Genomic DNA, 21,983 nt, shown 5'->3' with positions numbered 1-21,983 from the left:
CCGGGCACCCACTTATGTGAGCGACGGCGCGGATGGAATGGAGAGGATTCGGGCTTTTTCGTGATCGCAGCGGCATGGCCGGCGATATTTCGCCGGCTTCGCGATAACGCTTGGAGACGGGCTTTAACGAGCGCCCTGCCCCTTCTCGATTCATGTAGGAAAAATCCTGTGCGCTACGCCGGACCTATACTCCCGGCTTGCCGCAGCCGGCTCGGCCCGGCCGCCAAAGTCGTTCAGTTGCGCGCCCAGGCGACCGCGCCGCGGAGCACGTCCTCGAGCGTCTCTCGGATCGGCGCGGCGAAAGCGGCATCGTATTCGCTCGGCCAGTTCTCCGGACTGACCGCATCGGCGGGCTCGTGCATGTAGCCGCGACAGGCCAGTTCCATCTGGAGCGCATGCACGCCGCTTTCCGGCCGGCCATAGTGGCGGGTGATCCAGCCGCCCTTGAAGCGGCCGTTGATCACATGCGAAACGCCGGTCGCGGCCAGGATGCCGCGCACTTTCTCCTGTAGCGCCGGATCGGCGCTCTTGCCGTCATTGGTGCCGAGGTTGAACACCGGCAGGGTGCCCTCGAACAGGCGCGGCAATTCCGAGCGGATCGAATGGCAATCGTAGAGCACGACGCGCTCGTGCACCGTGCGCAGGCGGTCGATCTCGGCCTGCAACGCCGCATGGTAGGGGTCGAACCAGGTTTTGCGCCGCTGCTCGATCTCGGCCGGGTCGGGCTCTTCGCCTTCGCGATACAGCCTGACACCGCCGAAGGTTTCGGTCGGACACAGTCCGGTGGTGACCTGCCCCGGATAGAGCGATGCGCCCGAAGGGTCGCGGTTGACGTCGATGACGCTGCGCGAGATGGCCGTGCGCACGACCGAGGCACCGAGCCCCGAGACGAAATCGTAGAGCTTCTCGATCCACCAGTCTGTGTCACAGCGCGCCAGCCAGGGTGAGGAAAACCGGCCTTCCAGCCCGGCCAGTTCGGTGCCGGTATGCGGGATCGAAACCAGCAGCGGCGCGGCGCCGTGCGTGACGGTGAGCCAGGGCGTATCGATCATGCTGCTCCTTGTCCCTCCGGGTGGATGCGCGCGGCTGCGTCCGCCGCTGCGCCGCTTACATGGTAGAGCAGCGGACACGGGGCGGGCAACGCCCATATCGCCCCATGTCCGCCCCGTTCCATGTCGCGGCGCAAGCCGACGGCTTTCATCACGCCTCCGGCGTGATCGCCGGGACGCCTGCAGCCGCTCAGATCGCCGCGGTGACGATGATCTCGACCTTGTATTCCGGACCCGCCAGCTTCGCCTCGCCGGTGGCGCGGGCGGGCGTGTGGCCCTGCGGCACCCAGGCGTCCCATTCCTTGTTCATCTCGGCGAAATTGGCCATGTCGTCCAGCCAGATGATGGTCTGAAGGATCTTGGTCTTGTCGCTGCCGGCCTTGGCGAGCAATCCGTCGATCGTCGCCAGGATGCTGCGGGTCTGCTCGGCGACACTCGCGTTCGGCGTGCCGACCTGCCCGGCCAGATAGACGGTGTTGCCATGGATGACGATCTGGCTCATGCGCGGCCCGACATCGATACGGCGAATGCTCATTTCTGCTTCCCTTCCAGTGAATGGCCTTCCAACGGTGACCGCGCCTGTTTAGGTGCTGCGCGGCGCAAGGGCAAGCCATCCGCCGACCCTGCCCCACCGCGTTTTCCGGTCTGGGGAATTTTGCGCCGATGCGTTGACTAATGTAATAACATCACATATCCAGAAGCGACGCTCCCCACGCCCCACCGCATACGGAACGTCACATGCTGCAACCTTGCCTCACCTTCGACGATCTGACGCTGGGCTACGGAAGCCATCCCGCCGTGCATCATCTCGATGGCGTGATCCGCAAGGGGTCGCTCACCGCCGTGGTGGGCGCCAACGGTTCGGGCAAGTCGACGCTGATGAAGGGCATCGTGGGCATGCTCAAGCCGATCTCTGGCGCGATTTCGCGGCTGCCGGCAACGCGCATCGCCTATCTGCCGCAGCAGTCGGAACTGGACCGCTCTTTTCCCGCGCGCGTCGTCGATCTCGTATCGCTGGGCCTGTGGCCCCGCCGCGGCCTGCTCGGCCGCCACACCGCTCAGGACCGGGCATCGGTAAGCAAGGCGCTGATGGCTGTCGGGCTGGAGGGGTTCGAGAAGCGCGCGATAGATACGCTGTCCGGGGGGCAGTTGCAGCGCGCGCTGTTCGCCCGCGTGCTGGTGCAGGATGCCGACCTGATCCTTCTCGACGAGCCCTTCAACGCGGTGGACGCCAAGACCGTCGTTGATCTTGTTGCGCTGATCAAGCGCTGGCATGGCGAGGAACGCACTGTTCTGGTCGTCGCCCACGACCTGGACCTTGTCCGCCGCCATTTCCCCGAGGCGCTGCTTCTGGCGCGCCGACCGGTGGCCTGGGGCGAAACGACCGAGACGCTGCGGCCGGAAAACCTTTTGCGGGCGCGGCAATTCCACGAGGCGTGGGAGGACGACGCGCCGTGGTGCGAGCCGCACGACCACGGGCATGGAGCGGCGGAGCACGGCCATGGGGCCGAACCCCGTCACGAGCACGATCTGGGGCCGAGGGCCGCGTGATGGATGCGCTCTACGGGCTTTTGATTGCGCCGTTCGCTGATTTCGCCTTCATGCAGCGTGCCTTGCTTGGCGCGCTCATGCTGTCGCTCGGCGCCTGCCCCGTCGGCGTCTTCCTGATGCTCAGGCGCATGAGCCTTTCCGGCGATGCCATGGCGCACGCCATCCTACCGGGGGCAGCCGCCGGCTTCCTGCTCTACGGGCTGGAGATTTTGCCGATGACGGTGGGCGGGTTGGTGGCGGGCATCGTCGTGGCGCTCGGCGCCGGCGCCGTCTCCCGCTTCACGATCCAGCGGGAGGACGCCTCGATGGCGGCCTTCTACCTCATTTCGCTCGCCATCGGCGTGCTGATGGTCTCGCTCAAAGGTTCGAGCGTCGATCTCATGCATGTGCTGTTCGGAACCGTTCTTGCGCTGAACGACGAGGCGCTTGCCCTCATCGGCGGCATCGTCGTCGTCACGCTTGCAGCCCTTGCCGTCTTCTGGCGCGCACTGGTGGCCGATTGCCTCGACCCGCTGTTCCTGCGCTCCGTGAGCCGGATGGGCGGCCCGGCGCATTTCGTCTTTCTGGGCCTTGTCGTGCTCAACCTGGTCGGCGGCTTCCAGGCGCTGGGCACGCTGCTGTCGGTCGGGCTGATGATCCTGCCGGCCGCGGGCGCGCGCTTCTGGACATCGCGCGTCGGGCCGATGTGCGTGGTGGCAGTGGCGATCGGCTTTGCTTCCTGCGTGGCCGGCCTGCTTCTGTCCTACCACCTGTCGCTGCCATCCGGCCCGGCCATCATTCTGTCGGCGGGCACGGTCTATCTCGCCTCCATCCTTTTCGGAACGCGCGGCGCGCTGCGCAACCGCATCGTGCCCCACCGGCACCGCACCGCCTGAACCCTTATAAGCGTAGAAAACTGCAAGGAGACCCCGTCATGCTGCCATCCTTTCGACGCGCCCTGGCGATGAGCGTTATAACATTAAGTGCCATTGCGGCCGCGCCGGCGATCGCCGAGCCGCTGAAGGTGGTGGCGAGTTTCACCGTCATTGCCGACTTCGCCAAAAATGTCGGCGGCGACCGTATCGCCCTCACCACGATCGTCGGCCCGAATGGCGACGCCCATGTCTACGAGCCCAAGCCGGCCGATGCGGTGGCCATGGCCAAGGCAGACGTGGTGCTGGTCAACGGGCTGCATTTCGAGGGCTTTCTCCGGCGGCTCGTGGAGGCCAGCGCCACCGGCGCGCAGATCGTCGAACTGACCAAGGGGGTGAATACCGTCGAATTCAAGCCTGAGTTCGCGGAGGCGGAAGAAGACCACGCCGCAGATGCGGAAGCCGACCATGCGGAGCACCGCCATGACCATGGCGTCATCGATCCGCACGCCTTCCAGTCCGTCGCCAACGCGAAAATCTATGTGAAAAATATCGCCGACGCCTTCTGCGTGGCCGATGCCGCCGGATGCGACGACTACGAGGCCAACGCCGCCGCCTATACCCGGAAGCTGGACGCCCTGGACGGCGACGTACGGGCGGCCATCGGCGCCATCCCGGCACAGAAGCGCGTGGTCATCACCTCGCACGACGCCTTCGGCTATTTCGAGCACGAATACGGCCTCACCTTCCTGGCTCCGCAGGGCATCTCGACCGATTCCGAGGCTTCGGCCGCCGATGTCGCCCGTCTTGTCGCGCAGGTCAGGCAGGACAAGGCGACGGCGATCTTCGTGGAAAACATCACCAATCCGCGCCTGATCGAGCAGATAGCGGCGGAGACGGGCATCAAGGTCGGCGGCGCACTCTATTCGGACGCGCTGTCCGGCCCCGACGGCCCGGCATCGACCTATATCGACATGATGCGCAACAACATCGCCCAGATCAAAGGCGCGATCCTGGGAAGCTGACGCCTGCCGCACCCCTCGAATGGCGGCACGCCTCACCCTACATGATCTGCTGCGCATCGCAGAGCGCTGACGGCCGGCCGCAAGGCCGGCTTTCGGCGTTGCACAAAGCAAGCTGCGGTGGCATGAAGGCCGCCCCTGCCAGACTGTTTCTGGCACTGCGCACAACAGATTGCGAGGGTCGCATGGAATTCCGTCAGATCACCGACAACTACTCGGTCTCGGGGCAGATCACGCCGGGCGATGTCGCCGCCATCAAGGCCGCTGGCTTCAAGAGCGTCATCTGCAACCGCCCGGACGACGAGCAGCCCGGCCAGCCTTCGCACGGTGCTATCCAGACAGCGGTGGAAGCGGCCGGCCTTGCCTTCCGTTTCATCCCGGTCGTCAGCGGCCAGATCACCACCGACAATGTCGAAGACCAGGCGCATGCGCTGGACGACCTCGAAGGGCCGATCCTGGCCTTCTGCCGCTCCGGCGGCCGCTGCGCCAATCTCTATGCGTTGATCCAGCAGGCCAAAGGCTAGGGTCAGGGCCTGTTAATGGGCAGGGCGGCGGTCTCCTTCAGGGTTTCCAGGACGACCGCCGTCTTGACGTGCTGCACGGATTCATGCGGCAGAAGCACGCCGTTGACGAAATCCGACAGCGACTTGAGGTCGGGCGTCACCACCTTCAAGATATAGTCCATCTCGCCGGTCAGCGCGTGCGCCTCCTGAACCTCGGGCAGCCGCGCCACCAGCTCGCCAAAGCGGCGGGCGTTGTCGCGGTTGTGGGTGGCCAACGTCACCGAGATCATGTTGACCAGCGGAAAGCCGAGGCGGTCGCGGTCCAGCACCGCACGGTAGCCGCGTATGAAGCCGTCTTCCTCCAGCCGCTGGCGGCGACGCGAGCATTGCGAGGCGGACAGGTTCACCCGCTCCGACAGGTCGTTGTTGGTGAGCCGGGCATCCTGCTGCAACAGCGCCAATATCTTGCGATCAAACTGATCTATCCGCTCGTCTGGAGCCATTTTCTTCTCGATTATGCACGAAATGCGCGCAATTTGAGCATCCAGGGCATTCGAATGCAAGCCTCGTGCGGCCAGTCGGGCGTAGAATGATCTGAATCGATGAGGAGGATCATGTCATGGGCCCCTTCCCGCACGACGCACCGCCGGCCAGGATCAGCGAGGCCAATCCCGCCGGCACCGACGGTTTCGAGTTCGTCGAATTCGCGCATCCCGAGCCGCAGAAGCTGGCCGAGCTTTTCACCCGCATGGGCTACGTGCCCGTTGCGAAGCACCGCACAAAGGCGATCACCGTCTGGCGTCAGGGCGACATCAACTATGTCGTCAACGCCGAGCCCGGCTCGCACGCAATGAAGTTCGTGGACCAGCACGGGCCTTGCGCGGCTTCCATGGCATGGCGCGTGGTCGACGCGAAACATGCCTTCGACCATGCCGTGGCGAAAGGCGCCACGCCCTATGAGGATGACGACAAGGCGCTCGAGGCCCCCGCGATTGTCGGCATCGGCGGCTCGCTCATCTATTTCATCGAGAAATACGGGGCGAAAGGCTCAGCCTACGACGCCGAGTTCGAATGGATCGGCGAGCGCGACCCGAAGCCGGAGGGCGTCGGCTTCTACTATCTCGACCACCTCACCCACAACGTCTATCGCGGCAATATGGACAAGTGGTGGGATTTTTACCGCGAATTGTTCGGCTTCCGGCAGATTCATTATTTCGACATCGACGGACGCATCACCGGGCTCGTCAGCCGCGCCATCACCTCGCCCTGCGGCAAGATCCGCATCCCGCTCAACGAGTCCAAGGACGAGACGAGCCAGATCGTGGAATATCTCAAGAAATACAAGGGCGAAGGCATCCAGCACATCGCCGTGGGCACGGAAGACATCTACGACGCCACCGACCGGTTGGCCGGCAACGGGCTGAAATTCATGCCCGGCCCGCCCGACACCTATTACGACAAGAGCCGCGAGCGCGTGGTTGGCCATGACGAGCCGATCGAGCGCATGAAGAAGCACGGCATCCTGATCGACGGCGAAGGCGTCGTCGACGGCGGCATGACCAAGATCCTGCTGCAGATATTCTCCAGGACCGTGATCGGCCCGATCTTCTTCGAGTTCATCCAGAGGAAGGGGGACGAAGGTTTCGGCGAGGGCAACTTCCGCGCGCTGTTCGAATCCATCGAGGAAGACCAGATCCGTCGCGGCGTGCTGAAGGTGCAGGCGGCCGAGTAACGAAACCGCAGCCAGCCTATTTCGACAGACCGGCCGCCTTGCGCAAGGCGTCGTTGATCCGGCTTTGCCAACCCGGCCCGCCGGCTCGGAAACTGGCGATCACATCGCTGTCCAGCCGCAATGTCACCTGCTTCTTGGGATGGGCGAGCGCCGGACGCCCCCGCGCCCGCCGGATGCTTTCGGCAAGGTCCGGAAACGTTTCCGCGAAGGGCTTTGCATTGCGGAAATCTTCCTTGCTCCATTCCGGATTGTCCGAGGCAGTGTCCCAATCCGCCTTGGCGTAACCTCGGTTCGGTTCGAATTCAGCATATTTTTCAGGTTTCTTCATCAAAATGCCTCCTTTCAGTCCGGCTCGCAGACCGCATGGAAACGACCGACACGCCTTCCATTCCAAGGCGGACAAACACGACGGCGACGACGCCGTCGGCCAGTTTACCTATCGCTTTGAAACGGCCGGACTTTGCAGGAACGACCAACGAACCCAGAAAGAATTCACCATCGAGCGCCGAAAAATCCAGCCCATGCTTTTCGATGTTGGCCAGCCGCTTCGGTTCGTCCCAGACGATCTTCATTAATATATGTACCTACAAGAAATCCTAGTCAATCTTTTTCGTAGCTACAATAATAAGCATGGCTCCTGCCGGCCGATCCGTCGCGACCTATGCTCGGCACTCCCGAAGGCGGGCCAGCCGATCGGGCTCAACGCTCGTATCTCTCCGCCGTCTGTTCGATCGCGCCGAAGATCGAGCGGCCGGCCTTGTCCTTCATCTCGATGCGCACGGTGTCGCCGAAGCGCATGAAGGGCGTTTTCGGCGCACCGTCGGCAATCGTCTCGATCATGCGCTGCTCGGCAATGCATGAATAGCCGACGCCGCCCTCTCCCACCGGTTTTCCCGGTCCACCGTCGAGCTTGTTCGAGACGGTGCCGGAGCCGACGATGGTGCCGGCGGCCAGCGGACGCGTCTTGGCCGCATGTGCGATCAGTTGCGGGAAATCGAAGGTCATGTCGACACCCGCATTGGCGCGGCCGAACGGCTTGCCGTTGAGATCCACGCAAAGCGGCAGATGCAATCTTTTGCCGTCCCAGGCATCGACCAGTTCGTCCGCGGTCACGGCCACAGGCGAAAAGGCCGATGACGGCTTGCCCTGGAAGAAGCCAAAACCCTTGGCGAGTTCAGGCGGGATGAGCCCGCGCAACGAGACGTCGTTGACCAGCATGACCAACCGGATCGCCGCCCGCGCCTCCTCGACGGTCGCGCCCATCGGCACGTCGCCGACGATCACGGCGACTTCCGCCTCCATGTCGATGCCCCACGCCTCGTCGGCGATGCGGATCGGATCGCGCGGGGCGACGAAGCTGTCGGAGCCGCCCTGGTACATCAGCGGATCGGTCCGGAAGCTTTCCGGCATCTCGGCACCGCGCGCCGTGCGCACCAATTCTATATGGTTCAGATAGGCCGAACCGTCCGCCCACTGATAGGCGCGCGGCAGCGGCGAATGCGCGTCATGCTCATGAAAGCGCTGCGAGGGCACCGAGGCGCTCTCCAGCGACTGAGCAAGAGTGGCCAGATGCGGCGAAATTCGCGCCCAATCGTCCAGCGCCGCCTGCAATGTACGCGCCAGAAACGAGGCGTCGGTGCAGCGCGTGAGATCACGCGAGACGACGACGAGCCTTCCGTCGCGCGTCCCGTCCTTCAATGTGGCAAGTTTCATGCGGTTTCCGTTCTCCCCGGTTTGCGGCGGTTGCCGCCGCATCATCGTGCGTCCCCTGGAAGGACGCACGACCTTATTACAGCGTCGACCTTAACTCCAATCCCCTTCCGGCGTGCCGTTGAAGCGTTTCCTCAGGCCTTTCCAGCAATCGATATAGTCCTGCTGGAGCGCGGGGCTTTCGGCGGCGAAGCGTGTCAGCATCTGCGGGAAGCGGGTCTCGAACATGAAGGCCATGGTGCGGTCCAGCTTATGCGGCTGCAGCTCGGCCCTGGAAGCCTTCTCGAAGCCGGGCGCGTCCGGCCCGTGCGCCAGCATCATGTTGTGCAGGCTGATGCCGCCCGGGACAAAACCCTCCTCCTTGGCATCGTACTGGCCGTGGATCAGGCCCATGAATTCGCTCATGATGTTGCGGTGATACCAGGGCGGGCGGAACGTATCCTCCGCCACCAGCCAGCGCGGCGGAAAGATGACGAAATCGACATTGGCCGTGCCTTCCTCGCCGCTCGGTGCCGTCAGCACCGTGAAGATCGACGGGTCGGGATGATCGAACAGGATCGCACCGACCGGGGAAAACGTTGCCAAATCATACTTGTAAGGCGCGTAGTTGCCATGCCACGCGACCACGTCGAGCGGCGAATGGTCGAGTTCGGTGACGTGGAAGGCGCCGCACCATTTCACGGTGAGCCGGCAGGGCGTCTCCTTTTCCTCGAACCAGGCGCAGGGCGTCTTGAAATCCCGCGCATTGGCCAGGCAGTTGGCGCCGATGGGGCCTCTGTCGGGCATCGTGAACTTGGCGCCGTAGTTCTCGCACACATAACCGCGGACCTCGGCGTCGACCAGTTCGACCTTGAAGACAAGCCCGCGCGGCAGCACGGCGATCTCGCCGGGCTTCAGTTCGATCACTCCCATTTCGGTGACAAAGTTCAGCCTGCCCACCTGAGGAACGACCAGCATCTCCCCGTCCGCATTGAAGAAATGATCGTCAGTCATCGAGCGGTTGGCAATGTAGACATGGGCGGCCATGCCGCTTTGTCCCAGCGCATCACCGGCCGTGGTCATGGTGCGCATGCCGGCGAGAAAGTCGGTCGGTTCCGTCGGCATCGGCATCGGGTTCCAGCGATGCTGGCCGAGCGCAAGTTCGTGGTCTCCGAGGTTCGGCGCCGTCTTCCACAGCGGATAGCGCGCGCCCTCGAAGCGGCCGGTGTGCTTGACGCTCGGGCGGATGCGGTACAGCCAGGAGCGCTCGTTGGTGCCGCGCGGCGCGGTGAAGGGCGAACCCGACAGTTGTTCGGCATAGAGCCCGTAGGCCGGCCGCTGGGGGGAATTCCTGCCCTGCGGCAGCGCACCCGGCAGGGTCTCCGTCTCGAAATCGTTGCCGAAACCCGGCATGTAAGAAAAGGCCATGACCACCTCCCGTGGGTCGACGATATCAGTTACATTCGTAACCATTGATTTTGTAACCATCAACGAGGTTCACCACGTCTGGAACGGAACATCATGCCCGGCGAACACGACGTCCTGGAACTGGAGAATTTTCTGCCCTATCGGCTCTATCATCTGGCCGACCTGGTCAGCCGCGACTTTGCGCGGGTCTACAAGGACCGGCTGGGCCTGACCCGGCCCGAATGGCGCGTTCTGGCCGGGCTTGGCCAGCATGGGGCAATGACGGCCACGGCGCTGGGTGCACAATCTTCCATGCACAAGACCAAGGTGTCGCGCGCCGTCGCGGAACTGGAGCGGCGGCGCTGGCTGGTGCGCACGCCCGACGAAAAGGATCGCCGCGCCGAGCACCTGGCGCTCACCAGGGCCGGCCTTGCCGCCTATCGGGAGATGGTGCCGCTGGCGAAGGCGTTCGAGGCGGAACTGCTGCACAAGCTGCGCGATGGCGAGCGCGCGGCCATCGCTACCGCGCTGTCAGCGCTGGAGAAAAAGCTCGTCGCTTGAGGCAGGCAGCCTCACCAGTCCATAACCACCTTGCCGGAATCGCCGCTCTTCATGGCCTCGAAGCCTTCGATGTAGTCGTCGATGCCGATGCGGTGGGTGATGAGGCCGGTCACGTCCAGCGGCCCCTGCACCAGCGCGATCATCTTGTACCAGGTCTCGAACATCTCGCGGCCGTAGATGCCCTTGAGCGTCAGCATCTTGAAGATGACCTTGTTCCAGTCGATCTCGAAGCCCGTGGGCGCGATGCCGAGAATGGCGATCTTGCCGCCGTTGTTCATCGTGTCGATCATGTCGCGGAAGGCGGGCGCAGCACCCGACATTTCCAGCCCCACGTCGAAGCCCTCGGTCATGCCTTCCTGGCGCATGACGTCGCGCAGCTTTTCCTTCGAGGCATCGACCACGTGATGGACGCCAAGTTTCCGGGCCAATGCCAGCCGGGTGGGATTGATGTCGGTGATGACGACCTTGCGCGCGCCCACGCACTGCGCCACCAGCGCGCCCATGATGCCGATCGGGCCGGCGCCGGTCACCAGGACGTCCTCGCCGACCAGGTCGAAGGACAGCGCCGTGTGCACCGCATTGCCGAGCGGATCGAAGATCGCGGCCACCTCGTCCGGCACGTCATCGGGGATCGGCACCACATTGTGCTGGGGAATCGCGACATATTCGCCGAAGGCGCCCGGCCGGTTGACGCCGACACCCAGCGTGTTGCGGCACAAGTGCCCCCTGCCCGCACGGCAGTTGCGGCAATGGCCGCACACGATGTGCCCTTCGCCCGATACGCGCTGGCCGACCCTGTATTCGGTGACCGCCGAGCCGACCTCGGCGATGGTGCCGACGAATTCGTGGCCGGTCACCATCGGCACGGGCACCGTCTTCTGCGCCCACTGGTCCCAGTTGTAGATATGCACGTCCGTACCGCAGATCGCGGTCTTCCCGACCTTTATCAACACGTCGTTGGGGCCGATCTCCGGCACCGGCACCCGCTCCATCCAGATGCCTGGCTCGGCCTTTGCCTTCACCAGCGCCCGCATCATGTTGGACATTTCCCGCTCCTTACGAAATCACGCCCAGTTCGCGCCCGACTTCCCCGAACGCTTCGACTGCGCGGTCGATGTCGCCTGTCGAATGTGCGGCCGACATCTGGGTGCGGATGCGCGCCTGGCCCTTCGGCACGACCGGAAAGGAAAAGCCGATGACGTAGACGCCGCGCGCAAGCATGCGCGCCGCCATCTCCTGCGCGAGCGCGGCATCGCCCAGCATGACCGGAATGATGGGATGACCCTGCCCGGCCAGCGTGAAGCCCAGCTTCGTCATCGCGGAGCGGAAGCGCTCTGCATTGGCATAGAGGCGGGCGCGCAGGCCGTCGCCATTTTCGACCAGATCGAAGACCTTGAGCGACGCCGCAGCGATCGCCGGCATCAGCGTGTTGGAGAACAGGTAGGGCCGCGAGCGCTGGCGCAGCCAGTCCACAACCTGACGCTTTCCGCAAGTATAGCCGCCGGACGCACCGCCCAGCGCCTTGCCCAGCGTGCCGGTCATGATGTCCACCCTGCCCTCGACGCCGCAATGCTCGGCCGAACCGCGCCCGTGCCGGCCGACGAAGCCGACGGCATGGCTGTCGTCCACCATGACCATGGCGCCATATTTTTCCGCGAGATCGCAGACGCCCTGCAGATTTGCGACGATGCCGTCCATGGAAAAGACGCCGTCCGTGGCGATCAGCTTGAAGCGGCAGCCTTCGGCCTTCTTCAGTTCTTCCTCCAGCGCCGCAATGTCGTTGTTGGCATAGCGGAAGCGCTTCGCTTTCGACAGCCGCACGCCGTCGATGATGGAGGCGTGGTTCAGCGCGTCGGAGATGATCGCGTCTTCCTCCGACAGCAGCGTCTCGAAAAGCCCCGCATTGGCGTCGAAGCAGGATGAATAGAGGATCGTGTCCTCCGTGCCGAGAAATGCGGAAATGCGCGCTTCCAGTTGCTTGTGCTCCTCCTGCGTGCCGCAGATGAAGCGAACCGAGGCCATGCCGTAGCCGTAGCGGTCGAGCCCGGCCTTGGCCGCCTCGCGGAGCGTCTCGCTGTCGGCGAGGCCGAGATAGTTGTTGGCGCAGAAATTCAGCACCTTGCCGCCGCCTGCCACCTCTATCTCGGCCGATTGCATGGAGGTGATGACGCGCTCGGCCTTGTACAGCCCGGCCTGCCTGAGGCCCTCCAGTTGGTCGTCGAGAGAGGATAAAAATGCCGCGGTCATGGTCGGTCCCGTTCCTGCCGGGAAGGACTGTCGCCCCGTCCGGTCGAAAAATCCATTACAAAAGCGACCGAGCCTTCGGACGGTTGCGACAGAACATAAGCTGCTACTTTATAAGAAGGCGGTAACCATCTCTTCAAACTTGTTCGGGTACGGCGCCCCGCACCCGCCTGGTTGCCGGCTCGTTAACCATTTGCACCTCAGTATGAAGCGATATTTTGCCCGTTCAAAGGCCCCCATAGGATATGTCGCAGCAGCCGGCACAAGCCGATTCGAGAAGGCTGACCTTTCTTTTCAAAAGCGCCTATTGGGCTGCCTTGCTTATAATTGCCGGCATGGCGATGGCCTCTTTCATCCTGCTGCAGCAGATGATCGCCGCCCAGCAACGTGACCGCGCCCTGCTCGACATCGTCTCCACGCAAAAGACGCTCTCGCAGCGCATCGTCTTCCTCGCCGCCGTTGCCGATGCCGCCACGCGCGACAAGCAGCCGGCCCTTCTGTCGGCCCTGATGGAGGCGACTGACCAGTTCGAGAAGAACTACGACCGGCTGATGCAAACCCTCGGCGCCGACCCCAAACTTTCGGCATCGACCCCGCCGTTTTCCGTCGAGGCCGTTCTGTTCGGCAGACCCTTTCACCTCGACCACTTCACGGTTGGACTGGCCTCGAGCAGCCGGCGCCTGGCGTCAGCCATCGACAACCGGCTGAAAAGCCTGAACGGCGAGAAGAACCGCAAGTTCGACGGCGAGGTCATCTCGCTCGATGCGCCCATCGCCAATGCCACGCTGGCGGGTTACGCCGCGCTTTCCGACAGCATCCGCATGCATGCCGAAGAGAAGTCGCGCGGGCTGCTCAGCCTTCACCGCACCCTCTTCTACGCGACGATCGGCGCGATCGTCCTGATCGCGCTGTTCATCTTCCGGCCCATGTCGAACGTGATCCTGCGTAAGACCCACGAATTGATCGACGCGCGCAACTCGATGGCTTTCATCGCCATCCATGACGGGCTGACGGGGCTGCACAACCGCACCTTTCTGACCGACCATTTCGATGAGCTTCTCAAGAGCGCGCACCGGCGGCGCGAGCGGGTCGCGGTCGTGCAGCTCGACCTCGACCGCTTCAAGCAGATCAACGACACGCTGGGGCATGCCGCCGGCGACTATGTGCTCATCGCCACCGCACAGCGCATGCGCGAATCGTGCCGCGCGTCGGATCTGTGCGTGCGGCTGGGCGGCGACGAGTTCATCATGGTTCTGAACGGAGCCGGCAGCAGCGAAGACATCAACACGGTGGCCAGGCGCATCCTGTCGCGCATCAACCAGCCGATCGTCTATCAGGGAACCACCATCCAGCCCGGCGCCAGCGCGGGCATCGCCGTCTATCCGGTCGATGCCGACAACGTGCAGGATCTGCTCGTCCACGCAGACCTTGCCCTTTATTCGGCAAAGAAGCTGGGCGGAGGCGCGGCCTCCTTCTTCTCCGAACAGTTGCGCCAGGAACTGGACCATCGCAAGCGGCTGGAACAGGATATCCAGATAGCCATCGCCGAACGCGCCTTCGACGTCTATTTCCAGCCGCAGGTTTCGTTGCGCGACGGATCGATCATCGGCGTGGAAGCGCTGGCGCGCTGGAAACATGCCGACCGCGGCATGGTCTCTCCCGGCGAATTCATCCCCGTGGCCGAGAAATGCGGACTGATGGCCGACATCGGCCGCATCGTCATCGAAAAGGCCATAAGTCAGGGCGCCGAATGGCACCGCGACGGCATCCTCTTCGGCCGACTGGCCGTCAATGTCTCCGGCAGCGAATTGCGCGAGGCCGATTTCGACACCTTCCTGTTCAAGACGCTGGAAGCGGCCGGCCTGCCGCCTTCCAAGCTATCGCTGGAAATCGTGGAATCCGTCATCCTGGACGACGAAAAGACCGGGATCGCGGCGAAGCTGCGCCATATCCGCTCTGCCGGGGTCCATCTGGAACTGGACGATTTCGGCACCGGCTATGCCTCGCTCAGCCACGTCAACCCCAACGAGATCGACCGGCTGAAGATCGATCGCCGCTTCGTGCAGAACATCCACGAGAACGACGACAACTCCAAGATCGTGCGCGCCATCACCGAACTGGCGCGCGGGCTCGGCATCTCGATCGTCGCCGAGGGGGCGGAGACGGAAGCAGAACTGGAATCGCTTTCGGCGATCGGCTGCGACCAGGTGCAGGGCTATTCCATCGCCTTTCCGATGCCGCAGGACAAGGCGCGGGAATGGCTGGTTGCGCGCAACCCGCGCCAGGCGAAGCTGAAGCTGGTCTCCGGGGCGGTCTGACCTGCGGGCGGCAGATCGTTGCCCGCCAGTGCCGCCAGACTATATCAAGGCATGTGCGCCGGCCCCTTCTGAAAGAAGCCTCGCCATGACCGCGACAGATTTGCTTACCCAACTCGGCGCGCATGCGGAGATACCGCAAAGCCCGGACAGGGCGGTTCTGGAAACCGTTCCGTTCAGCCGGGGTGACGGGCCGCCGGCGATCGTGCGTTTCACCGCGCCCGAGTTTACGTCGCTCTGTCCGGTCACGGGCCAGCCCGACTTCGCCCATATCGTCATCGATTATGCGCCCGATGCGCTGCTGATCGAATCGAAGTCGCTCAAGCTGTTTCTGACATCCTTCCGCAACCACGGCGCCTTCCACGAAGAATGCACCGTCGCCATCGGCCGGCGCATCGTGGCGGCGGCAAGGCCGCTTTGGCTGCGCATCGGCGGTTACTGGTATCCACGCGGCGGCATCCCCATCGACGTGTTCTGGCAGACCGGCACTCCGCCCGAGGATGCATGGCTGCCGGACACGGGCGTAACGCCCTATCGAGGGCGAGGCTGACCGCATCTGAGGGTGCCAAGGACATCCAAGATCGCCATTCCGGCTTTGGCGCCACGTCCTGCAGCCCGGCGCTTTCGCAGCGCGGTCGAATCCCGGTATAGTGGCACAATGCCCATTCACCAGCTTTCCGACACGATGATCAACCAGATCGCCGCCGGCGAGGTCATCGAACGCCCCGCCAGCGTGGTCAAGGAACTGGTGGAGAATGCGCTGGATGCCGGCGCTTCCCGCATCGAGGTCGTCACCGGCGGCGGCGGACTCGCGCTGATCCGCGTCACCGACGACGGCGCCGGCATTCCCTTGCCGGAACTGCCGCTGGCCGTGGCGCGGCACTGCACCTCCAAGCTGGGCGACGATATCCACGACATCCGCTCGCTCGGCTTTCGCGGCGAGGCGTTGCCGTCGATCGGCTCGGTGGCGAGGCTTACCATCCGCTCGCGCACGGCCGAGGGCGACAGCGCCGCCGAGATCGGCCTGGAAGGCGGCCGGCTCTTGCCGGTGCGCCCGGCCGCCGCCAATCGCGGCACCACCGTGGAGGTGCGCGACCTGTTCTTCGCCACGCCGGCACGGCTGAAATTCATGAAAGGCGAGCGCGCCGAAACCGCCGCGACCAGCGAGGTGGTCAAGCGCATCGCCATTGCCTTCCCCGATGTGCGCTTCACGCTGGCCGGCCCTGACCGTTCAACGCTGGACCTGCCTGCCGCCGGCAATGGCGCCGACGGCCAGCTCGCCCGCATCGCGCAAGTGATGGGCGCCGACTTCCCCGACAACGCGCTCGCCATCGATGCCGAGCGCGAGGGCGTGCGTCTTTCCGGCCACGTCTCGATCCCGTCCTTCACCCGCGCCAATGCGCTGCAGCAATATGCCTATGTCAATGGCCGCCCGGTACGCGACAAGCTGATCGCCGGTGCGATCCGCGGCGCCTATGCCGATGTCCTGCCGCGCGACCGGCATCCGCTCGCCGTCCTGTTCCTCACGCTCGATCCCGCGCTGGTCGACGTCAACGTACATCCCGCCAAGGCCGATGTGCGCTTCCGCGATCCCGGCCTGGTGCGCGGGCTGATCGTGGGTGCCATCCGCCAGGCGCTCGCCGCCGCCGGCATTCGCCCGGCCACGACCGGCGCTGCGGGCATGATGGCCGCGTTCCGGCCGGGCGGCTCCGGAACCAAAGGGCATCAGGGCGCCCATCCCTTCTTCCGCCCCGAGCCGGCGCCCGGCTTCGACCCAGCGCGTTCGCCCTACCGGCCGCTGGAAACCGGCTTTGGCGAAAGCGTGCAGGCCACCTTCGACGCCGGGCCGCTTCAAGGCGCCGATGCCCGAGCCGGTTTGCAGGAGCCTTCCGAGACATTGTTGCGAACGGAACTGGGCGCGGCCCGCGCGCAGGTGCACGAGAATTACATCGTTGCCCAGACCGTCGATTCGCTGGTCATCGTCGACCAGCACGCTGCGCATGAGCGACTGGTCTACGAGGCGCTGAAGCAGGCGCTCGAAGCGCGTCCCATGCCGGCGCAGATGCTGCTCCTGCCCGAGATCGTCGACCTGCCGGAGGAGGACGCCGAAAGGCTGGCGCTGCACGCCGGGACGTTGGCCTGCTTCGGGCTCGGGCTGGAGCGCTTCGGGCCGGGTGCGGTCGCGGTGCGCGAAACGCCTTCGATGCTCGGCGAGATCGACGTGGGACAACTGGTCCGCGACCTCGCCGACGAACTGGCCGACAACGACACGGTCGAGACGCTGAAGGAGCGGCTGCATCACATCGCCGCCACCATGGCCTGCCACGGCTCCGTGCGCTCCGGGCGCAGGCTGCGGCCCGAGGAGATGAACGCGCTGCTGCGCCAGATGGAGGCGACGCCCGGCTCGGCCACCTGCAATCACGGCCGCCCGACCTATATCGAGCTGAAGCTGGCGGATATCGAGCGGCTGTTCGGACGCCGGTGACGTGCCCGAAAGGATGCGACCGGATGTCCTTGACCTGGCCGGCGATTTGTGGCCGAAACGACCGATGAGAATGGACGCACACCCATGATGAACCGCTTTGAAGGGCCAGGCGGCCGCGAGGCCCGCATCCGCTATCTGGACGGCGATTTCCAGGTCGTCAGCCCCGGCTCGTTCGTGCGTTGCGCCGTCACGGGCGATTCCATCCCGCTGGACGAGCTGAAATACTGGAGCGTCGCCCGCCAGGAGCCCTATGTCAGCGCGGACGTCTCGCTGCGCCGCGAGATCGAGGCCAATCCCGACCTGCGCAGCCGGCGCGGCGGCTGACCGGCTTTATTTCCGGACACGGCGCTGATGCCAGGCGTCCAGCGTCTGTTCGACGAGCAGACGGGGCACATGCGGCGGATCGAACGCCGTGTCGATTTCCAGTACTTCCAGTCCGTCCAGGAACCCCGCAGGCGCCTCATGGCGCAGGCGTGCGGCGTCCTTGGCCGTGGTGAGCAGCGTCAGGCCTTCGCGCCGGGCGGTTTCGGCAAGCTCGGCCAGTTCGTCCTCGGCATAGAAATGATGATCCGGGAAGGCTCGCGACTTTACGACCGTGCCGCCGGCCGCCGCGATCGTGTCGAAGAACTTTTCCGGATGCCCGATGCCGGCGAAGGCCAGGAACCGCCGGCCCGCGAATCGCTCCACCTCAACCGGAAAGGCCTGCGCCTGGTAGATCGGCCTACCTGCCCGCGCCGCCCGGCGCACCAGCGCGTCGGCGGCGGTGCCCTCGCCCATGTTCAGCACGGCATCGGCAAACAGAAGCTGGTCGCCGATGCGCGCGCGCAGCGGACCGGCGGGAATGATGCGGCCGTTGCCGAGGCCGTGGCGGGCGTCGACCACCAGCAAGGCGAGATCCATGTGCAGATGCGCGCTCTGGAAACCATCGTCCATGATGAGGAAATCGCAGCCGTGCTTTGCCATCAGGCGTTCCGCGCCCGCCGCTCGGTCGCGCGAAACCGCCGTAGGCGCCTGCCGCGCCAGCAGCAACGGCTCGTCGCCCACCAGGCGGGCGCCGTCATGGTCGGGATCGACGACATGCACGCCCGAAAAGCTGCCGCCATGGCCGCGCGACAGGAAACCGGGGGAAAGTCCCATGCGCTGCGCTTCCCGGGCAAGCGCGATCGCCACCGGGGTCTTGCCGGAGCCGCCGACGGTGAAATTCCCGACGCAAAGCACCGGCGCGTCGATCTTGCGGCGGCGTGCCGACTTCATCCGGCGCCCTGCGACGAGACCGTAGGCGAGCGCCAGAGGCGCGAGCATCGCGGCACGCCAGTCCGGCTTCTCCCACCAGAAGGGGGGCGCCTCGGAGGTCAACGGCCACCGGCGCTCTTGAGGCGCGCCTTGACGATGAGGGGCTGGACGAAAGGTTCCAGCGATTTCAGCGTACGGGCCAGCGCGCCGCGCATCTCGGCCACCGTCGCGGCTCCGGCCGCCATCATCCCGCGCCGCGCCGCCTCGTTGGTAAGCAGGAAATTGACGGCGCCGGCCAGCATGTTGCTGTCGCGCACCAGCTTGGCGCCGCCGCTGTCGAGCAACTTCTGGTAGGCTTCGCGGAAATTCTGCACGTTGCGCCCGGCGAGCACCGCCGTGTCGAGCATGGCGGGCTCCAGCGGGTTCTGCCCACCCTGCGAGGTCAGCGAGCGGCCGACGAAGGCGATCTCCGTCAGCCGCAGGTACAATCCCATCTCGCCGATCGTGTCGCCCAGCAATATGTCGATGCCGGGCTCGACCGGATCGCCGGAACTGCGCCGCGCGACGTGAAGGCCCATGGCCGCGAACTGCTCGGCCAGCGCGTCGGCGCGGTCCGGATGGCGCGGCACGACGATGGTGAGCAGGCCCGGATGGCGCGCGCGCAGGGCCAGATGGACGTTGGCGGCGATGTCTTCCTCCCCCTCATGGGTGGAGACCGCGGCCCAGGTCGGCCGCGCGCCGATCTGCCGCCTCAGCACGCCAAGCGCCAGTTCGTCGGCGGGCGGCGGCACAGTGTCCCCCTTGAGATTGCCGGACACCGTCACCGGCCGCGCGCCGAGTGCGCGGAAGCGCTCGCCGTCCACTTCCGATTGCGCCACGACGTGGGCGAGGTTCTCGAACAGCGCCGCGGCGACACCGGGCCGCTTCTTCCAGGACGAGAAGGAGCGGTCGGACAGGCGGCCATTGACCAGCACCTGCGGCACGCGCCGGGCGCCCAGTTCCAGTATGGTCATCGGCCAGATCTCGGATTCGGCTATGATGGCCAGGTCCGGTTGCCAATGGTCGAGGAAGCGGCTGACCGCCGGCTTCAGGTCGAGCGGTACATATTGATGGATGATGCGATCGGAAAGCCGCTCCTCGGCCACCTTGGCGGAGGTCACCGTGCCGGTGGTCAGCACGATGTTGACGCCATAGGCCAGGATGCTCTCCACCAGCGGCACCACCGCGATGGTCTCGCCTACGCTTGCCGCATGGACCCAGATCAGCGGGCCCGGCGGCCGCGGGCGCCCGGCCACGCCATAGCGCTCGCGGGTGCGGCTGCGGTCTTCCTTGCCGCGCGAGACGCGCCAGGCGACATAGGGTCCGATCAGCGGATAGGCGGCGGCGCCCGCGAAGCGGTACATCGACAGCACGGTGCGCGCCCAGTGTTCGCTCATCGTCCGCCATCCACCAGGCTGTAGGCTTTGGCGGTGGCCGCGTTAAGCTCGTCGGTCAACTCTTGGCGCTTGCGCTCCATTTCCGCCTCGTCGGCGTCCGCGCTCACATGCACCGGCCGGCCGGCGGCGATGGCCAGACGGCCGAAGGGCAGGTTGATGGTGGTCTTGTCCCAGCTCTTCTCCAGCACCTTGCGGCGGCTGGTGGCGAGCGCGGCCGGAAAGATCGGCCGCCCCGAAAGCTTCGCCAGCAACACGACGCCCATCCCGGCTTCGCGGGGCGTGCCATGGGGGATATCGGCGATCATGCAGACGTTCTTGCCGGCGGCGAGCGACTTCTTCAGGCCGATCAGCGCCTTGGCGCCCCCCTTGTCGAGATGGCGCGCATCTTCACGCCCGCCCGAACCGCGCACGGTCTCTATGCCGAAGCGTTCGATCACCTGCGCGTTCAGCTCGGCATCGGCGCTGCGCGAGACCATGGCGACCAGGTTGCGCCGGCTCGGATAGGCGGCCGGCATCAACAGGTGCTGGCCGTGCCAAAGAGCGATGATGGCGGGCTCCAGCCTTTCATATTCGCTGCCCTCGAAGCGGATGGAGCCCGGAGCGGTGCGGTTGGTCATGCGGATGAAGCGCATGGCCTGCACGAACAGGCTGACGATGGCGCCCTTGACGAAGCGAGACTGCGCCAGCGGCTTGCGTATCCTCTTCCAGAATGCCCGCAAGGTCCTGTCGCCACGCTTCTTGCCTGGCGCGGGCTCTTGCGCCCGCGGCTGCGCCACCCTTTGCTCCATCGTCAAGCGCCGGCGTTTGCTTCGGGATCGAGCAGGCGATGCAGGTGCACGACGAAATAGCGCATATGCGCATTGTCGACGCTGGCCTGCGCCTTGGCCTTCCAAACGGCATAGGCCGACTGGTAGTTCGGATAGATGCCGACGATATCAAGCGCTTCGAGGTCGCGGAATTCGGTGCTGCCGAGCGTTTTCAGCTCGCCGCCGAACACCAGGTGCAAAAGCTGTTTTTCCGTTTCATTGCCAGCCATGTGCGTCCTTCAAGTCCCATGATTTTGGTAGCTGGTCTAACCCAAAGCATGCGGTTTTGAAACTGGTCAAAACCCGTTCAGCTACCGGCTTGCGCAATCACGGCCGCCATGGCCTCCAGCAACTCGCCGCTGCCTGCCGCCAATGCCCCGTGGCGGATGATCTCACCGCCGAAGGTCGGCGCCCGGCCGCGCCTGTCGAGCAGGCTGCCGCCGGCTTCGGCCAGGATAAGTTCGGCGGCGGCAATATCCCAATCATGCGCGTCGGGCTTGACGAAGGTTGCATCGAGATCGCCGGCGGCTACCATCGCCAGGCGGCACGCCAGCGAAGGAATGTATGCCACCCGGTGCAGCCGGCTTTGCCACCGTGCCGGCAGCAGGTCGAGCATAGGCCTGGGGCCGGCCACCTCCAGCGCGGTGCCCGGCGCCCGCACGCCGATGGAGTGGCCGTTGCGGAATGCGCCGCCGCCGGGAACGGCCCAATAGGTCTCGCGCTTGACCGGGCATTCCAGCACGCCGGCAAGCGTGCGGCCATTCTCCACCACGGCGACGCTGACGCACCAGGTATCGGCACCCTGCAGGAAGCCGCGCGTGCCGTCGATCGGATCGACCACGAAGGTTCGGCGTGCGGCAAGGCGCGCCGGATCGTCGGCGGTTTCCTCCGACAGCCAGCCATAGCCGGGGCGTGCCGCCATAAGCGTCCTGCGCAGGAATGCGTCGGCGGCATAGTCGGCCTCGCTGACCGGCGAGGTGCCGCCCTTCAACCACACCTGCGGGTCCTTTCCGAAATAGGCGAGCGCGATCGCGCCGGCCTCGCACGCCGCCTCCCGCAGCAGGGCGAGGTCTTCGGCGAGGTCTCTTGCCATGATCGC

Annotated in this window: 24 protein-coding genes; 10 read left to right on the top strand and 14 right to left on the bottom strand. The window is 65.2% G+C overall.

Annotation, left to right across the window (positions count from 1 at the left end; genetic code table 11):
- Positions 1-233 precede the first annotated feature (233 nt).
- Together hutG and ACTDI4_RS12095 are read right to left on the bottom strand one after the other, a co-directional pair.
- On the bottom strand, positions 234-1,052 hold the full coding sequence (hutG, locus tag ACTDI4_RS12100; RefSeq protein WP_442841380.1) for an N-formylglutamate deformylase: 819 nt from the start codon (positions 1,050-1,052) through the stop codon (positions 234-236).
- A 187-nt stretch (positions 1,053-1,239) separates the two neighbouring features.
- Complete coding sequence (locus tag ACTDI4_RS12095) at positions 1,240-1,584, bottom strand: RidA family protein (protein WP_442841379.1); 345 nt, start codon at positions 1,582-1,584, stop codon at positions 1,240-1,242.
- Positions 1,585-1,787: 203 nt separating this feature from the next.
- Here ACTDI4_RS12095 and aztA point away from each other — a divergent pair, with 203 nt between their 5' ends.
- From aztA to ACTDI4_RS12075, 4 genes are all read left to right on the top strand, one after another.
- Positions 1,788-2,600, top strand: a complete 813-nt coding sequence (gene aztA / locus ACTDI4_RS12090; protein ID WP_442841378.1) for a zinc ABC transporter ATP-binding protein AztA — start codon at positions 1,788-1,790, stop codon at positions 2,598-2,600.
- Complete coding sequence (gene aztB / locus ACTDI4_RS12085; protein WP_442843339.1) at positions 2,600-3,475, top strand: zinc ABC transporter permease AztB; 876 nt, start codon at positions 2,600-2,602, stop codon at positions 3,473-3,475. Before aztA ends, aztB begins: the two co-directional genes overlap by 1 nt.
- 38 nt (positions 3,476-3,513) lie before the next feature.
- Positions 3,514-4,476, top strand: a complete 963-nt coding sequence (aztC, locus tag ACTDI4_RS12080; RefSeq protein WP_442841377.1) for a zinc ABC transporter substrate-binding protein AztC — start codon at positions 3,514-3,516, stop codon at positions 4,474-4,476.
- A 182-nt stretch (positions 4,477-4,658) separates the two neighbouring features.
- Entirely contained in the window at positions 4,659-4,997 is a 339-nt protein-coding gene (locus ACTDI4_RS12075) for a TIGR01244 family sulfur transferase (protein ID WP_442841376.1), read from the top strand.
- Positions 4,998-4,999: 2 nt separating this feature from the next.
- Here the strand turns inward: ACTDI4_RS12075 and ACTDI4_RS12070 are convergent, their stop codons facing one another.
- On the bottom strand, positions 5,000-5,479 hold the full coding sequence (locus tag ACTDI4_RS12070; RefSeq protein ID WP_442841375.1) for an Lrp/AsnC family transcriptional regulator: 480 nt from the start codon (positions 5,477-5,479) through the stop codon (positions 5,000-5,002).
- A gap of 116 nt (positions 5,480-5,595) precedes the next feature.
- On the opposite strand from ACTDI4_RS12070, the gene hppD reads away from it, so the two are divergent.
- Positions 5,596-6,708 carry a 4-hydroxyphenylpyruvate dioxygenase gene (hppD, locus tag ACTDI4_RS12065; protein ID WP_442841374.1) on the top strand — a complete coding sequence of 371 codons (1,113 nt, stop codon included), beginning with the start codon at positions 5,596-5,598 and terminating at the stop codon, positions 6,706-6,708.
- Between the two features lie 16 nt (positions 6,709-6,724).
- Here hppD and ACTDI4_RS12060 read toward each other — a convergent pair whose 3' ends face one another.
- From ACTDI4_RS12060 to hmgA, 4 genes are all read right to left on the bottom strand, one after another.
- On the bottom strand, positions 6,725-7,036 hold the full coding sequence (locus ACTDI4_RS12060; protein ID WP_442841373.1) for a BrnA antitoxin family protein: 312 nt from the start codon (positions 7,034-7,036) through the stop codon (positions 6,725-6,727).
- Positions 7,023-7,280 (bottom strand): BrnT family toxin, encoded by a 258-nt coding sequence (locus ACTDI4_RS12055; protein WP_442841372.1) that lies wholly within the window; start codon positions 7,278-7,280, stop codon positions 7,023-7,025. The genes ACTDI4_RS12060 and ACTDI4_RS12055 overlap by 14 nt, the downstream gene beginning before the upstream one ends.
- Positions 7,281-7,407: 127 nt before the next feature.
- Positions 7,408-8,421: a fumarylacetoacetate hydrolase family protein gene (locus ACTDI4_RS12050; RefSeq protein WP_442841371.1), complete on the bottom strand. Its 1,014-nt coding sequence runs from the start codon at positions 8,419-8,421 to the stop codon at positions 7,408-7,410.
- Positions 8,422-8,511: 90 nt separating this feature from the next.
- A complete protein-coding gene (gene hmgA, locus ACTDI4_RS12045; protein ID WP_442841370.1) occupies positions 8,512-9,825 on the bottom strand; it encodes a homogentisate 1,2-dioxygenase in 1,314 nt (437 codons plus the stop codon).
- A 93-nt stretch (positions 9,826-9,918) separates the two neighbouring features.
- Between hmgA and ACTDI4_RS12040 the strand changes: the two genes are divergently transcribed.
- Positions 9,919-10,365 (top strand): MarR family winged helix-turn-helix transcriptional regulator, encoded by a 447-nt coding sequence (locus ACTDI4_RS12040; protein ID WP_442841369.1) that lies wholly within the window; start codon positions 9,919-9,921, stop codon positions 10,363-10,365.
- A gap of 11 nt (positions 10,366-10,376) precedes the next feature.
- On the opposite strand, the gene tdh is transcribed toward ACTDI4_RS12040, so the two are convergent.
- Both tdh and ACTDI4_RS12030 read right to left on the bottom strand, forming a co-directional pair.
- Positions 10,377-11,411 carry an L-threonine 3-dehydrogenase gene (tdh, locus tag ACTDI4_RS12035; protein ID WP_442841368.1) on the bottom strand — a complete coding sequence of 345 codons (1,035 nt, stop codon included), beginning with the start codon at positions 11,409-11,411 and terminating at the stop codon, positions 10,377-10,379.
- 10 nt (positions 11,412-11,421) lie between these two features.
- Positions 11,422-12,612, bottom strand: coding sequence for a glycine C-acetyltransferase (locus tag ACTDI4_RS12030; RefSeq protein ID WP_442841367.1), 1,191 nt, complete (start codon positions 12,610-12,612; stop codon positions 11,422-11,424).
- A gap of 242 nt (positions 12,613-12,854) precedes the next feature.
- Here ACTDI4_RS12030 and ACTDI4_RS12025 point away from each other — a divergent pair, with 242 nt between their 5' ends.
- The 4 genes from ACTDI4_RS12025 to ACTDI4_RS12010 all read left to right on the top strand — a co-directional run bounded on the left by ACTDI4_RS12025 (position 12,855) and on the right by ACTDI4_RS12010 (position 17,733).
- A complete protein-coding gene (locus tag ACTDI4_RS12025; RefSeq protein WP_442841366.1) occupies positions 12,855-14,927 on the top strand; it encodes a putative bifunctional diguanylate cyclase/phosphodiesterase in 2,073 nt (690 codons plus the stop codon).
- Positions 14,928-15,012: 85 nt separating this feature from the next.
- Positions 15,013-15,474 carry a preQ(1) synthase gene (gene queF / locus ACTDI4_RS12020; protein WP_442841365.1) on the top strand — a complete coding sequence of 154 codons (462 nt, stop codon included), beginning with the start codon at positions 15,013-15,015 and terminating at the stop codon, positions 15,472-15,474.
- Positions 15,475-15,582: 108 nt separating this feature from the next.
- The gene (gene mutL, locus ACTDI4_RS12015; protein ID WP_442841364.1) at positions 15,583-17,409 is read left to right on the top strand and encodes a DNA mismatch repair endonuclease MutL; all 1,827 of its coding nucleotides are present in this window, start codon (positions 15,583-15,585) and stop codon (positions 17,407-17,409) included.
- An 84-nt stretch (positions 17,410-17,493) separates the two neighbouring features.
- Positions 17,494-17,733, top strand: coding sequence for a DUF2093 domain-containing protein (locus ACTDI4_RS12010; protein WP_442841363.1), 240 nt, complete (start codon positions 17,494-17,496; stop codon positions 17,731-17,733).
- Between the two features lie 6 nt (positions 17,734-17,739).
- Here ACTDI4_RS12010 and lpxK read toward each other — a convergent pair whose 3' ends face one another.
- The 5 genes from lpxK to ACTDI4_RS11985 all read right to left on the bottom strand — a co-directional run bounded on the left by lpxK (position 17,740) and on the right by ACTDI4_RS11985 (position 21,977).
- Entirely contained in the window at positions 17,740-18,765 is a 1,026-nt protein-coding gene (lpxK, locus tag ACTDI4_RS12005) for a tetraacyldisaccharide 4'-kinase (protein WP_442841362.1), read from the bottom strand.
- Positions 18,762-20,078 (bottom strand): lipid IV(A) 3-deoxy-D-manno-octulosonic acid transferase, encoded by a 1,317-nt coding sequence (gene waaA / locus ACTDI4_RS12000; protein WP_442841361.1) that lies wholly within the window; start codon positions 20,076-20,078, stop codon positions 18,762-18,764. The genes lpxK and waaA overlap by 4 nt, the downstream gene beginning before the upstream one ends.
- Positions 20,075-20,866 (bottom strand): lysophospholipid acyltransferase family protein, encoded by a 792-nt coding sequence (locus ACTDI4_RS11995; protein WP_442841360.1) that lies wholly within the window; start codon positions 20,864-20,866, stop codon positions 20,075-20,077. Before ACTDI4_RS11995 ends, waaA begins: the two co-directional genes overlap by 4 nt.
- Before the next feature lie 2 nt (positions 20,867-20,868).
- Positions 20,869-21,114 carry a DUF4170 domain-containing protein gene (locus ACTDI4_RS11990; RefSeq protein WP_442841359.1) on the bottom strand — a complete coding sequence of 82 codons (246 nt, stop codon included), beginning with the start codon at positions 21,112-21,114 and terminating at the stop codon, positions 20,869-20,871.
- Positions 21,115-21,191: 77 nt separating this feature from the next.
- The gene (locus ACTDI4_RS11985) at positions 21,192-21,977 is read right to left on the bottom strand and encodes a 3'(2'),5'-bisphosphate nucleotidase CysQ (protein ID WP_442841358.1); all 786 of its coding nucleotides are present in this window, start codon (positions 21,975-21,977) and stop codon (positions 21,192-21,194) included.
- Between the last annotated feature and the right edge of the window lie 6 nt (positions 21,978-21,983).

The sequence above is a fragment of the Mesorhizobium sp. PUT5 genome, from assembly GCF_052216645.1.
Taxonomy (GTDB): domain Bacteria; phylum Pseudomonadota; class Alphaproteobacteria; order Rhizobiales; family Rhizobiaceae; genus Mesorhizobium.
This window is presented reverse-complemented; position numbering and strand designations above follow the sequence as displayed.

Coding starts and splice junctions, on each gene's coding strand:
- hutG (WP_442841380.1), bottom strand. CDS start 1,052: ATGATCGATACGCCCTGGCTCACCGTCACGCACGGCGCCGCGCCGCTG.
- ACTDI4_RS12095 (WP_442841379.1), bottom strand. CDS start 1,584: ATGAGCATTCGCCGTATCGATGTCGGGCCGCGCATGAGCCAGATCGTC.
- aztA (WP_442841378.1), top strand. CDS start 1,788: ATGCTGCAACCTTGCCTCACCTTCGACGATCTGACGCTGGGCTACGGA.
- aztB (WP_442843339.1), top strand. CDS start 2,600: ATGGATGCGCTCTACGGGCTTTTGATTGCGCCGTTCGCTGATTTCGCC.
- aztC (WP_442841377.1), top strand. CDS start 3,514: ATGCTGCCATCCTTTCGACGCGCCCTGGCGATGAGCGTTATAACATTA.
- ACTDI4_RS12075 (WP_442841376.1), top strand. CDS start 4,659: ATGGAATTCCGTCAGATCACCGACAACTACTCGGTCTCGGGGCAGATC.
- ACTDI4_RS12070 (WP_442841375.1), bottom strand. CDS start 5,479: ATGGCTCCAGACGAGCGGATAGATCAGTTTGATCGCAAGATATTGGCG.
- hppD (WP_442841374.1), top strand. CDS start 5,596: ATGGGCCCCTTCCCGCACGACGCACCGCCGGCCAGGATCAGCGAGGCC.
- ACTDI4_RS12060 (WP_442841373.1), bottom strand. CDS start 7,036: ATGAAGAAACCTGAAAAATATGCTGAATTCGAACCGAACCGAGGTTAC.
- ACTDI4_RS12055 (WP_442841372.1), bottom strand. CDS start 7,280: ATGAAGATCGTCTGGGACGAACCGAAGCGGCTGGCCAACATCGAAAAG.
- ACTDI4_RS12050 (WP_442841371.1), bottom strand. CDS start 8,421: ATGAAACTTGCCACATTGAAGGACGGGACGCGCGACGGAAGGCTCGTC.
- hmgA (WP_442841370.1), bottom strand. CDS start 9,825: ATGGCCTTTTCTTACATGCCGGGTTTCGGCAACGATTTCGAGACGGAG.
- ACTDI4_RS12040 (WP_442841369.1), top strand. CDS start 9,919: ATGCCCGGCGAACACGACGTCCTGGAACTGGAGAATTTTCTGCCCTAT.
- tdh (WP_442841368.1), bottom strand. CDS start 11,411: ATGTCCAACATGATGCGGGCGCTGGTGAAGGCAAAGGCCGAGCCAGGC.
- ACTDI4_RS12030 (WP_442841367.1), bottom strand. CDS start 12,612: ATGACCGCGGCATTTTTATCCTCTCTCGACGACCAACTGGAGGGCCTC.
- ACTDI4_RS12025 (WP_442841366.1), top strand. CDS start 12,855: ATGTCGCAGCAGCCGGCACAAGCCGATTCGAGAAGGCTGACCTTTCTT.
- queF (WP_442841365.1), top strand. CDS start 15,013: ATGACCGCGACAGATTTGCTTACCCAACTCGGCGCGCATGCGGAGATA.
- mutL (WP_442841364.1), top strand. CDS start 15,583: ATGCCCATTCACCAGCTTTCCGACACGATGATCAACCAGATCGCCGCC.
- ACTDI4_RS12010 (WP_442841363.1), top strand. CDS start 17,494: ATGATGAACCGCTTTGAAGGGCCAGGCGGCCGCGAGGCCCGCATCCGC.
- waaA (WP_442841361.1), bottom strand. CDS start 20,078: ATGAGCGAACACTGGGCGCGCACCGTGCTGTCGATGTACCGCTTCGCG.
- ACTDI4_RS11995 (WP_442841360.1), bottom strand. CDS start 20,866: ATGGAGCAAAGGGTGGCGCAGCCGCGGGCGCAAGAGCCCGCGCCAGGC.
- ACTDI4_RS11990 (WP_442841359.1), bottom strand. CDS start 21,114: ATGGCTGGCAATGAAACGGAAAAACAGCTTTTGCACCTGGTGTTCGGC.
- ACTDI4_RS11985 (WP_442841358.1), bottom strand. CDS start 21,977: ATGGCAAGAGACCTCGCCGAAGACCTCGCCCTGCTGCGGGAGGCGGCG.